The sequence below is a fragment of the Arthrobacter sp. genome, from assembly GCF_031988865.1.
In the GTDB taxonomy this organism is placed as follows: domain Bacteria; phylum Actinomycetota; class Actinomycetes; order Actinomycetales; family Micrococcaceae; genus Arthrobacter_B.
In genome coordinates this window covers 1-11,896 of record NZ_DALZXY010000098.1, presented here as the reverse complement: position 1 = coordinate 11,896, position 11,896 = coordinate 1, and the positions used below count along the sequence as shown (strand labels likewise).

General features: G+C 66.3%; 10 protein-coding genes and 2 riboswitches. Of the genes, 7 read left to right on the top strand and 3 right to left on the bottom strand.

The window, feature by feature from the left end; translation table 11 throughout:
* The first annotated feature begins 123 nt into the window (after window positions 1-123).
* Window positions 124-235: riboswitch (SAM riboswitch) on the top strand.
* A 94-nt stretch (window positions 236-329) separates the two neighbouring features.
* Both RTN46_RS14605 and RTN46_RS14600 read left to right on the top strand, forming a co-directional pair.
* Window positions 330-1,730, top strand: a complete 1,401-nt coding sequence (locus RTN46_RS14605; RefSeq protein ID WP_312182443.1) for a PLP-dependent transferase — start codon at window positions 330-332, stop codon at window positions 1,728-1,730.
* 1 nt (window position 1,731) lies between these two features.
* A complete protein-coding gene (locus tag RTN46_RS14600; protein ID WP_312182442.1) occupies window positions 1,732-2,937 on the top strand; it encodes a cystathionine gamma-synthase in 1,206 nt (401 codons plus the stop codon).
* A 126-nt stretch (window positions 2,938-3,063) separates the two neighbouring features.
* Here RTN46_RS14600 and RTN46_RS14595 read toward each other — a convergent pair whose 3' ends face one another.
* From RTN46_RS14595 to RTN46_RS14585, 3 genes are all read right to left on the bottom strand, one after another.
* Window positions 3,064-4,275 (bottom strand): cobalamin-independent methionine synthase II family protein, encoded by a 1,212-nt coding sequence (locus tag RTN46_RS14595; RefSeq protein ID WP_312182441.1) that lies wholly within the window; start codon window positions 4,273-4,275, stop codon window positions 3,064-3,066.
* A gap of 11 nt (window positions 4,276-4,286) precedes the next feature.
* Window positions 4,287-4,400, bottom strand: a riboswitch (SAM riboswitch).
* Window positions 4,401-4,458: 58 nt separating this feature from the next.
* A complete protein-coding gene (locus tag RTN46_RS14590; RefSeq protein ID WP_312182439.1) occupies window positions 4,459-5,001 on the bottom strand; it encodes a GNAT family N-acetyltransferase in 543 nt (180 codons plus the stop codon).
* A 15-nt stretch (window positions 5,002-5,016) separates the two neighbouring features.
* Window positions 5,017-7,008: an FAD/NAD(P)-binding protein gene (locus RTN46_RS14585; protein WP_312182438.1), complete on the bottom strand. Its 1,992-nt coding sequence runs from the start codon at window positions 7,006-7,008 to the stop codon at window positions 5,017-5,019.
* 304 nt (window positions 7,009-7,312) lie between these two features.
* Between RTN46_RS14585 and RTN46_RS14580 the strand changes: the two genes are divergently transcribed.
* From RTN46_RS14580 to RTN46_RS14560, 5 genes are all read left to right on the top strand, one after another.
* Complete coding sequence (locus RTN46_RS14580; RefSeq protein ID WP_312182436.1) at window positions 7,313-8,392, top strand: amino acid ABC transporter permease; 1,080 nt, start codon at window positions 7,313-7,315, stop codon at window positions 8,390-8,392.
* Entirely contained in the window at window positions 8,389-9,219 is an 831-nt protein-coding gene (locus RTN46_RS14575; protein WP_312182435.1) for an amino acid ABC transporter ATP-binding protein, read from the top strand. Before RTN46_RS14580 ends, RTN46_RS14575 begins: the two co-directional genes overlap by 4 nt.
* 49 nt (window positions 9,220-9,268) lie before the next feature.
* Window positions 9,269-10,258 carry an ABC transporter substrate-binding protein gene (locus RTN46_RS14570; RefSeq protein ID WP_312182433.1) on the top strand — a complete coding sequence of 330 codons (990 nt, stop codon included), beginning with the start codon at window positions 9,269-9,271 and terminating at the stop codon, window positions 10,256-10,258.
* An 8-nt stretch (window positions 10,259-10,266) separates the two neighbouring features.
* The gene (locus RTN46_RS14565) at window positions 10,267-11,391 is read left to right on the top strand and encodes an LLM class flavin-dependent oxidoreductase (RefSeq protein WP_312182432.1); all 1,125 of its coding nucleotides are present in this window, start codon (window positions 10,267-10,269) and stop codon (window positions 11,389-11,391) included.
* Window positions 11,391-11,896: LLM class flavin-dependent oxidoreductase (locus tag RTN46_RS14560; protein ID WP_312182431.1), on the top strand; the 506-nt coding region annotated here is incomplete at its 3' end. The genes RTN46_RS14565 and RTN46_RS14560, both read left to right, overlap by 1 nt.

Sequence of the window (11,896 nt, the reverse complement as noted above, 5' to 3'; positions counted from 1 at the left end):
CAGCGTGTTCATGTGACAGGGGGCTTGCGGTTTGTGACGAAACCAGCGTCTGATTCCGTCATGCTGCGCCTCTTTCCGCAGGTATTTGGGCAGCTCCCGGGTTGCTGCCTACAGTAATCCCACTAACCATCAAGAGCGGCCGAGAGATCTGGCTTGTTGACGCCGCAGCAACCATCTGGCTGCCCTCCGCCTAGGCGGGCTGTCGAAACGGTGCTACCGCCAGAACCGATGGAGACGCGTCAGCGCACCCACCTGCGGCCTCGGCACTGTACGGCTACTTGCTGGTCCCCTGGTACTGATGCACTCCCTCGGCCGACCGAGGAGCGGGAATGACATTGCAGAACCAGGCGGCCGCCGCTGACGAACGGCCCCATCCCATAAGCCCCGGCGACGCTGGTGGCACGGCCACCTCACAGATCCATGCTGGCTACGAACCGCAGGCCCCCTACCGGCCCGTGGCGGTCCCCATCTACCAGACTGCCGCGTACGAATTTCCCGACTACGCCTCGGCCCGCCGCATGTTTGCGCTGAAGGAACCGGGCTTCACCTATACCCGGACCGGCAATCCGACCGTCGCCGTCCTTGAGCAGCGGATCGCAGCGCTCGACGGCGGCGTCGCAGCCCTGGCCACGGCCACCGGCCAGGCCGCCGTTTCCATCGCCCTGTTAGCGCTGGTGCACAATGGGGGGCACATCGTGGCGTCCTCAAAGTTGTATGGGGGGACGGTGGACCTGCTGACTGACACCTTCGAGGACTTTGGGATCGAGGTCAGTTTCGCCGATCCATCCGACGTCGGTGCCTGGGCGGCGGCGGTACGCCCGCAGACCCGGGCATTCCTGACCGAGTCCATAGGCAACCCGCTCGCCACGTTGCAGGATCTGCCGGCAATCGCCGCCGTGGCGCACGGCGCCGGCGTTCCGCTGGTCGTGGACAATACATTGGCTACCCCGGCGCTGTACCGGCCCCTGGACCATGGGGCAGACATCGTTGTCTACTCGGCCACGAAGTTCCTGGGCGGGCACGGAACCACCCTCGCAGGCGCCGTCGTGGATGGTGGCCGCTTCGACTTTTCCGCCTATCCGGACAAATGGCCGCAGCTCACCCGGCCCAAGCGCCGCTACGGCGGTGAGATTCTGTGGGAACGCCACGGCCACGGTGCCTACCTGGCCCTGGCCCGCAGCAAATACCTGCACGATCTGGGCCCCTCGCTGGCGCCCGCCAGTGCCGCACAGATTCTCCAGGGGCTGGAGACCCTGGACATCAGGGTGGCCCGACACGGGCAGAACAGTCGTGAGGTGATCCGGTTCCTGACCAGTCATCCGGCCGTGGCAGCGGTTCACCATCCGTCGGTGCCGGGCCATCCTCAAGCCGAGCTCGCGATCCGGGACTTCCCGCAGGGGGCCGGGAGCGTGTTTTCGTTCGACCTCGCTGCAGACCCCGGGCAGGTGGGTCCATTCATTGACCGGCTGCGGTTGTTCAAGCTGGTGGCCAATGTGGGCGACACCCGGTCGCTGGTGGCACACCCGGCAGCGATGACGCACTGCCGACTGAGCCGTGAGCAGCGCGCCGCCGCCGGCCTCACGGAGACCACCATCAGGCTCTCAGTGGGGCTGGAAGCCGCGGCGGACCTCGTCGCGGATCTGGCCCAGGCACTGGCCCCGCTGACCGGAGCCACTTGCCGGGCGGCAGCGGTCCCTACCGCAGCGGTTTCCGCGGGAACGGGGATCTGAGATGGCACGGTTCGCAGGATTCAACACCACCGCTATCCACGCCGGACAGGAACCGGATCCGCTGACCGGAGCGGTCATCCCGCCGATTTACCAGACCTCCACCTTTGTGCAGGACGGGATCAATGTGCTGCGTGCCGGGCATGAGTACAGCCGCGGCTCCAACCCCACCCGCAACGGGTTCGAAACCCAGCTGGCAGCCTTGGAGCGCGGCACGGCCGCGTTCGCTTTCGCCTCCGGGCTGGCCGCCGAGGATGCGCTGCTGCGAGCGCTGCTTCGGCCGGGTGACCACATAGTTCTTGGCGGGGACGGCTACGGTGGCACGAACCGCCTGATTAACTCTCTGCTGGCCCCCTGGGGCATAGCGAATACGGCCGTGGATATCACCGATCTGGCAGCGGTAGCGGCCGCGGTCCAGCCGGGATCCACGGCAATTCTGTGGGTAGAGACGCCGTCGAATCCGCTGCTGGCCATCGCGGATCTGGCCGGTTGGGCGAAGGTGGCGCACGAGGCCGGGGCTTTGCTGGTGGTGGACAACACCTTCGCCTCCCCCTACCTGCAGCGGCCGCTGGAGTGGGGCGCGGACGTGGTGGTGCACTCGACCACGAAGTACATCGGCGGACACTCGGATGTCCTCGGCGGGGCGGTGGTTGTGGCGGACCGTTCCTTCCGCGGGCGGGAGTTGGCGGAGACGGTCGGCAACCAGCAGTTCGCCGGCGGCGCGGTCGCTGGGCCGCAGGACTGCTATCTGGCCGCCCGCGGCCTGAAGACCCTTGGCCTGCGCATGGAGCGGCACAACTCTAACGCCCAGGCTCTCGCGGAATGGCTCCGGGACCAGCCCGGCGTCGCCGAGGTCCTCTATCCTGGACTGCCCGAGCACCCGGGGCACGCCCTGGCGGCACGGCAAATGTCAGGCTTCGGTGGGATCGTTTCGGTTCGCTTCACCGGCGGAGAGAGCGCCGCACGGGCCTTCGCCGAATCCACGCGGCTGTTCGCACTGTCGGTGAGTTTGGGTGGGGTGGAATCGCTGATCTGCTACTGCTCGGAAATGACACACGCTTCAGTGCGCGGAACTGAGCTTGCTGTACCGGTCGACCTGGTCCGGCTCTCGGTGGGGGTGGAGGACCTGGCGGATCTGCAGGAAGACTTGGCGGGCGCACTGGAACGGGCCCAGGGACTCCGCAAAGGTGCCGCAGCGCTCAGCAGGTGATGCAGCCGCGCATAGGGACCTGCTCCTGCAGCCAGATTCGGAGCGTTGTGATGGACCGGAACCCCGAAATTTCCGGGTTCCGGTCCATCACAGCCGGTTACGGGCGCTGAAGCCCTGCGGCGTGGATTACTTCCAGAGGCGCTTGGACGCTATTTCCGCGCCTTGGCCCAGTGCTTCCAGCTTGGCGACGGCGATCTGCGGGTGGACTCGCCCGCCGAGCCCGCAGTCCGTGGAGGCGATCACGGCTTCCCGGCCCACCAGGCCGGTGAATCGTTCGATCCGGTCCGCCACCAGCTCGGGGTGCTCCACGACATTCGTGGCGTGCGAAACGACGCCCGGAATGATGACCTTGCCTTCGGGCAGCTTGGTGTCCTCCCAGACGCGCCATTCGTGCTCGTGCCGGGCATTGGCTGCCTCGAACGAGTAGGCGCCCGCGTTGACCTGCAGCACCGAGCCGATGATGTCCTTGAAGGGGATGTCGGTGGTGTGCGGGCCGTGCCAGGAACCCCAGCAGACGTGCAGCCGGATCTGTTCCTGGGGCAGATCCCGCAAAGCCCAGTTGGTGGCCTCAACGCGCAGTTGGATGAACTTCAGGTAGTCCTCCAGCGACGGCTCAGGGTTGATCTGGTCCCAGCTCTCGGCCAGCGACGGGTCGTCCAACTGGACGGTCAGTCCGGCGTCGATGATCGCCTTGTACTCCTCACGCATTGCGTCGGCGCAAGCGTAGAGCAGTTCCTCGTCACTCTGGTAGTAGTCGTTGGCGATGCGCGCGCAGGACCCCGGGGAGAGCGACGCGACGAAGCCTTCGGCCAGTCCGGCGGCGTCCAATCCCTTCTTCAGGTTGGTGATGTCCGAGGCGACCAACTCTTGGCCGGTATAGGTCAACGGGCCAGCGACCTTGGGCTGCTTGACCGACTTCCGGTGCGCCAGGACACCCGAAGACGGGTCGGTGTAGGCGTCGTTGAACTTCACCCGGTCGCGGCGGTCGGTGAACGTGGTCAGCACAATGTTGCCCGGGGAGGAGCGGTGGACCTGGTCGTCCGCCCAGCGGTCCACATCGGTGGCCTGCAGCCCGCCCAGCCGGGCGAACGAATAGTTCCACCAGGCCCCGTAGTCCACCGATGAGGACATCGTGTGGCCGTACTCGCCGTCGTTGGCGATGTCCACTCCGAGGTTTTTTTGGCGTTCGACGATGTCTATCACTGACGCCTCGAGCAGGCCGAGGAACTCCTCCGTGAGGCCGCCGGCTTCCTTTGCCTCGTTCGCCGCGAGCAGTTCCGGTGTTCGGGGCAGGGATCCGGCGTGGGTGACACGGATGCGGTCAGTATTCAGGGGCATGGGAATGGTCCTTTCCATCGGTCCTGGCAGTAGCACCACTACCGTTGCGAACCGCCGTGAGACGGTCCCGGGGTTGGTTGCTGCGGCGTCATCGATCCAGGTCTCTCGGCCGCTCGGGATGGGAGCTCTCATCAAACAACGGGGGCTCCTGCATGTGCAAATTGTGTCCTGCCAGTAGGTGTTTCAGGAGTTCGCCGTGATCACCGGCCTCTGCCCGGACGCACCAGCCGGTATTTCCTTGGTGAAGGCCAGATGCTTGACGGTTTCCGGATCAGCCGAGGGATCGAATCCGGGGCTGTAACCGGTGGCCAAGTAGAGGTTTTGCGCTTCCGGTTGACGCGAGCCGGTCGTCAGGTAGACCCGGCGGTAGCCACGGCGCCCGGCCTCCGCCTCGAGCTCGGTCAGCACCTGGCGAGCCAGACCCCGGCGCCGGTGACCTGGATGGGTCCAGATGCGCTTGAACTCCGCGGTCTGCTCGTCATAGCGGCGGAAGGCGCCGCCGGCTACAGACTCCCCGTCCTCCTGCAGGATCAGCAGTGCGCCATGCGGGGGTGCGAACTCCACCGCCGGGTAGCGGCGCATCTCCTGACCGGCACCGCCGAAGATGCTGCCGTATCGGCGGTCGTATTCCGCGGTCAGCCCATCGACCAGTGGCTGCACCCGAGGGTCCTCCAACGGCAGATAGAGCAGCTCTGCAAAGGCCCCTCGGGGCGGAGGAAGGGTCATCAAAATCCTTTCGGTTCAGACTAGCGAGGAGTGCAGCTGATTGATGGCGGCGGCCAGCCGTGCACCGGAGGTGTCCCCCGGAGCTAAGGACATTGCCGCCAGGTCGGTGAGGATCAGCCGTGCCAGCGCATCGCTCTCGCGGAACGGCGCGGCGTTGCTGTTCGGCCGGGCGAAGGCCCCGCTGCCCCAGCCCGAGGTCGCGGGGCCGACGGCGTAAAGGCCCGTTCGGGTGCCGCCGTCTGCACCGACGAGCCGTGCGGAGGAATCCACTAACAGCTTCCCGGTGCTGGGATCCGACGGCGAACCGCCTGTGCGCTCCTCGCAGCCGAGGCCGGACTTATGGAGCGTCAGCAGCAGAGGATTCGCCGAGCCTTCCACAGTGGGCCTGGGCAGCCGGGCTTCGATGAGGGCGGTCGCTCTCACTGTATGGGGAACCTGCGGGGAGGATGCCGTGAACAGGCCGAGCTTTTCGTCAGTGCCCACCTCCAGCGCAGGGCCAAGGAATAAGAGGTAGCCTGCCTCGTGCAGCGCCAGCAGTTCGCGCAGCCGGCGGGCCGGCGGGCCGGAGTCCACGTAGCTGAAGAAACCGTGCCACCAGCCGCTGACCAGCGGGCGCGAGGCAGGCGTGAGTACTTCCGCTGGAACCAGGCGGCCCAGTTCGGAGTACACGCGCAGCAACGCCAGGAACAGGCCAAGCGTTTCTGAGTTTGCCCCGCCGTCGCGCAGCCTGAGGTCTTCGCGGATGTGCGCGGAAACCATACTTTGCACTTCCGCAGGCCCAGCGAAAGCCACCCCGGCCAGCGGATGGTCAAGGTCCTCGAACTCCAGCCGGTCCCCCGCCGCGGGGACGGCTTGGTCCACCAAGGCCCGTCTCTCATCCGAATACCAGGCGGCGGCGTCGAAACGGACCACAAATTCGGACCACGGCAGAGCCACCCGCTCCGGATGCCCGGTGAACAGCTCCTGGTAATAGCCAAACGCGGCATCCTTGGCCAGCAGCGGCCAGAGATGCTGCCGAAAATCCAACTCGCCGTGCGCCTCTTGCAGCGCGGCGACGGTGCCTGCGGTCAGGTACCGCGGCGGACGGGCCGGTTCTCCGCGCAGTTCAGTACTGATTTTGGAACGGTACGGCACCCCGCGGCGGGAACCTGCCCACAGCCGTGGTTCGTTCCCGGACGGGATGTAGCGCAGGGAGCCCCCGGGCGCATCAACGAATTGGCCGCCGCTGCCTTCCATCAGCTGCACCACCAGGTCGATGAAGGCCAGTCCCATGCCGGAGACGATCACCTTCTGTCCCGGGCGCAAGGCAGAAAAATCGACATCGTTGGTATAGGCCGGCGGGGTGTGGAAGAGGTTGTGCCTGGCCGCAAAGCCGGCATAGCCAGCGGATTGCGGGTCGGGTACCGAATCCGTGTGCCCTATGGCAACCACAACGACGTCGGCAGGCAGCGCTGCCCCCGAGGCCAGCCGCACCACGTAACCGCTGTCCTCGGCGGAAACCTCCACGGCCTGGTCCCGGTGCACGGTGACCGGAACCTGCTGACCCAGTGCCTGTACCGTGCGTCGGAAGAACCATTCGAGGTACAGACTCTGCAGCCGGCGGGTCGGGAACGTCATCGGGCGAAGGCCGGCAAGCTGGCGCGCCAGATCTGCGTCCGGAACCTGCGCGTCCGTGATGCTGCCGTCCGCCACACCGCTGGCCCATTGGAGTAGACCGGGCCCCACTGTGGGCGGACCGGCGCACTCCACCGAGTCGTCGGTGAACATGGTGACATCGGCGGCCCTGGAATTGAGCTTCAGCAGCGGACTTTGGTCCTGCCGCCAAATCCGACCGGAGCCGGGTTGGTGCGGCTCCACCACGTGAACAGCCAGCGGGCCGTCAAAGAGCCGCGGCCGGTTGGCGGCCAGCCGTTCCAGGATCAGGGCCGCCCGCGGACCGCCGCCGACAAAGACGATTCTCTTGCGGCCGCCGCCCAACGTTCGGCCTGGCGTGCTGTCAATCGGCATGGCGCTCCTTCCCGGGCAGCGGTCGGGCCCGCGGTCTCGCCCATCCTAGGAGCATCCTCGGGGCCCCGTGGTGCTTGGGTAACCGGCCTTCACCGGCGGAAATAATGCGCAATGCGAGGACATTCAGGGCCTTGGCAGGTACCGCGGTGAAGCCAATGCGTCGCCGGTTTACTCTGCACGACACCGGCCTTGGGGACTCCGCCGGAGTTGTTCTAGATTCAGCCAACCTTCTGGTTTTCCGGATAGGGAACGAAGCCTCCTGCACCGTGCAGGACAGGCCTCAAAACATGAAGGAGGTGGGCGTATGAGTTCCGCCGCACCCAAAATCCAGACCGGCCAGGAGCCGGCATCGCCGAACGACGCCGTGCCTCCGGTTCCGAGACCTGAGGCTGCCAGCTCCGGTAGTTCCCGTGGCTCCGGTGGTTCCGGCGGCGGCCGTCCACCGTCCAACGGAGCCGGCACAGGCACAGCCTTGGACTACTCCGGCTATCCGGTGGTGGCAGCACGTCATCCGTGGCGCTGGGCCGGGACGGGACTGGTGGCCGTCGGCGTCGCCGCGATCCTGTGGTCGCTCCTGACGAATCCGCGCTGGGAATGGGACGTGGTGGCCCAGTGGTTTACCGCCGCGTCGGTGCTCCGCGGCTTAGGGGAGACCCTGAAGCTGACGGCCATCGCCGGCAGTCTCGGCTTTGTCCTGGGCTTCATCCTGGCGCTGATGCGGCTGTCCTCCTCACGGCTGCTGGCCTCCGTGTCCTGGACCTTCTCCTGGATCTTCCGGTCCACCCCGCTGCTGGTACAGCTGCTGCTTTGGTACAACCTCGGGTACCTGTACGAAAAGGTGTCGCTGGGGATCCCGTTCACGGACGTTCGCTTCTTCGAGTTGCAGACCACCACGCTGATCAGCCAGTTCGCTGCAGCCGTCCTGGGGCTAACCCTGAACCAGGCCGCCTATTCGGCGGAGATCATCCGCGGCGGCATCCTTGCCGTGGACCAGGGCCAGCTTGAGGCGGCCGCGGCGCTGGGCATCCCGGCCTGGCGCCGGTCCACCCGGATCGTGCTGCCGCAGGCCATGCGCTCGATCCTTCCCACTGCCTTCAACGAGATCATTGGCCTGGTCAAGGGCACCTCGATTGTCTACGTCCTGGCCTATTCCGACTTGTTCTACACGGTGCAGGTCATTTACAACCGCACCCAGCAGGTGCTGCCGCTCCTGCTGGTGGCCACCCTCTGGTACGTGGCGATTACCTCGGTGCTCAGCGTGTTCCAGTACTACATCGAGCGCCACTACTCCAAGGGTGCCGTGCGTTCACTGCCGCCAACGCCGTTGCAGCAGGTCAGGCAGCTCTTCTCCACCCATGCCAAGAGAACCGAGGCCACCCGATGAGTCAGCCAGCCGTCCCGGCCGCCGTCGAAACGGACGCTACCGCCGCCACCCGGGGGCTGGTGGAGATCAACAGCGTTTACAAGTCCTTCGGCCAGGTCGAGGTGCTGCGCGGCGTCTCCCTGACCGTGCAGCCGGGCGAGGTGGTGGTGGTCCTGGGCCCCTCCGGGTCCGGCAAGTCCACCCTGCTGCGCACTATCAACCATCTGGAAAAGGTCGACGCCGGCCACATTGCCGTGGACGGCGACCTGGTGGGCTACCGGGCCCACGGCGGCAAACTCCATGAGCTGCGGGAGAAGGACATCCTGGCCCAGCGCACTCACATCGGCATGGTGTTCCAGAATTTCAACCTCTTCCCGCACCTGACCGCCGTCGAGAACATCACCGAAGCTCCGATTTACGCTCAGAACCGCCCGCGCGGGCAGGCACGGGCGCGGGCCCTGGAACTGCTGGAGCGCGTCGGCCTGTCTGACAAGGCAGACGTCTACCCGCGTCAGCTCTCCGGCGGGCAGCAGCAGCGGGTGGCGATTGCCCGGGCACTGGCACTGAATCCAAAGGTTGTGCTGTTTGACGAGCCGACTTCCGCACTGGACCCCGAACTGGTCGGTGAAGTGCTGGATGTGATCCGTGGCCTTGCCGATTCGGGCACAACGCTGATCGTCGTGACGCACGAGATGGGCTTCGCCCGGGATGTGGCCGACCGCGTGGTGTTCATGGACCAAGGCCAAATCGTGGAGGAAGGCACCTCACTGCAGATCTTTGCTGCGCCGCAGCACGAGCGCACCAGAGCATTCCTCTCCAAAGTCATCGAACCGGCCTTTCACCTCTGAATCCAAGGCCGGCTTCGGCCCACTAACTGACGTATCTATAGGAGAACTCATGGCAAAGACAAAGACAAAGATTCGTCCGATTCGAGCCCTGTCCACGGCAACCGCCGTCGTCATCCTGGCCCTGACCGGCTGCGCCGACCCGGAAGCCGCAGGCACATCCGGAGACAGCGCCTCAGCGGCCCCGGCCGCCAACGGCATCGTCTATAACCTGGCCCCGGAGCAGAACCGCATCCGCACGGAGAAGGACGCCGACCTCGCGGCGCAGGTACCAGCGGATATCGCCGCGGACGGCAAGCTCACCGTCGGTGTCAGCCCGTTCGGGACCCCGCTCTCGGTCTACGCCACGGACGAGCGAACCGTGATCGGCAACGAAACCGACATCGCCCAGCTGGTCGCGGACAAGCTTGGCCTGGAACTGGAACTGCAAGCCACTTCCTGGGAGAACTGGCCGTTGAAAACGCAGTCCGGGGACTTCGAAGCAGTGTTCTCCAACGTCGGTGTCAACGCAGAACGCGTGCAGTTATTCGACTTCGCCACCTACCGGGCCGCGTTCATGGGCTTCGAAGCCCGCAAGGATTCGGATTTCAGCATTACGGGTTCCGGGGACATCTCCGGCAAGAAGGTCGCCGTCGGCGCCGGAACTAACCAGGAGAAAATCCTGCTGGCGTGGAACAAGGAGCTCGAGGACGCCGGCGAGCCGCCAGCCGAACTGCAGTACTACGGAAGTGACGCGGATACCATCTTGGCGCTCTCCTCCGGGCGGCTCGATCTGTTCCTCGCCCCGTATCCCAGCGCCAAGTACCGGGAGAACACCCGCGACGACCTGAAAATTGTCGGCAAGGTGAACGCCGGCTGGCCGTCGGAGACCCTGGTCGCGGCCACCACCCTGCGGGATAACGGCTTGGCCGAACCGCTTGCCGCAGCCATTAACTCGGCAATCGAGGATGGCAGCTACGCCAAGGTGCTGGAACGCTGGGGCCTGGCCGAGGAAGCCATTCCCGAGTCTGTCGTGGTCAACGCCGCGAACTTCGAGAAGTAGGACCCGCCGTGAAATTCCAGGTTTTGGACATCATTCCCCATCTAAAAAACCCGGTCACCGGCAGGATTGTCTCCACCGCGGAACGGTTGGACCAGGTCCTCCGGACGGCCCAGCGCGCCGAGGAGCTTGGCTTCGACTCGTTCGCCGTGGGAGAGCGGCACGCCGGCGAGTTTATTTCCTCCTCGCCCACCACGGTGCTGGCAGGGATCGCGGCCGTCACCAGCAGGATCCGCCTGCACAGCGGGGTGACCGTGCTGTCGGTGCTGGATCCGGTACGCGTTGCCGAGGACTACGCGACCCTCGACCAGCTCAGCCGGGGACGCTTGGAACTGGTGATCGGCAAGGGAAACGAAGTGCTGCAGTATCCGCTGTTTGGCCTGGAGCTGGCGGAGCAGTGGGATCTGTTGGAGGAGAAGTACGCCCTGCTGCGACGGCTCTGGCGCGAAGAGGACGTGACCTGGCACGGCCGCTTCAGGGCGCCGCTGCTGGAACCGACAACGACGACGCCCCGGCCCTTCGCCGGACCCCCGCGGGTCTGGCACGGCTCGGCGACGTCGCTGCGGTCAGCGGAACTCGCGGCCTACTGGGGCGATCCGCTGTTCACCGCCAACGCCATCCAGCCCCGGGAGAACTACAAGCGCCTGATCGACCACTACACCGAGGCGTATCTGGCCGCCGGCCACGATCCGGCCGAGCGCTACATCGCCTCCGGCTGCGGAGCCGGCGACGTCTTCCTGGCGGACAGCACAGCTGAGGCGAAGCGCGCATTCGGCCCGGTCTACGAAGCCTTGGCCGCCGGACGGAACGTGCCGGGGAACAACACCCCGTTCCGCGACATCGACCATGCTGTGGCGGAAGGCCCGGCGCTGGTGGGCAGCCCGGAGGATGTCGCAGCCAAGATCCTTGACTACCACGCCGTGTACGGGCATTCCCTCCAGTCCATTTCACTGCCGACCACCCTTCCGTTCGGACAGCAGCTGGAGATTTTGGAACGGTTCGCCGCCGAGGTCATCCCGGTTGTCCGGGCGGGCGCACCCACCACCCTGTGGGAGAACCAGGACCCCTGGGCGGCCCGCCCCGCGGGCCTGGCTGCCGTCGAACATGCCGGGAATCCGGCAGAAGGAGCAGCATAATGAGCCGACACAGCAATGGCCGCGGGGTCCTGGCCCTGGAGGTGGACGGCGAGGGGGCGCACCCGGCCGCGTGGCGGGTTTCCGGCCGGGCACCCGACGGAGTCCTGGCGGCGGCCCGCACACTGGAGTCGGTCCAGGCCGCCGAGTCTGCCGGATTCCATGCCGTCACTTTCGAGGACGGGCGGCTTATCCCGGAGCACGGACCGGCCCGGCTCGACGCCGTGCAGCGGGCCGCCTTCGTGGCACCGCGGACCCGCTCCATTGCCTTGGTTCCGGTACTCGACGCCGTGTACACCGAGCCGTTCCATGTCGCCACGCAGCTGGCCACCCTGGACCTTGTCTCCGGCGGGAGGGCGGGGTGGATCGTCTCCGCAGCGGGAACGGCCGAAGAGGGCGCCGCGGTGGGCCGGGCACCGGTGATCGGGGATGCACTGGCGCACGAGGTGGCGGACGCTGTGGAAGCCAGCCGCCGGCTGTGGGATTCCTGGGAAGACGACGCCGTCAT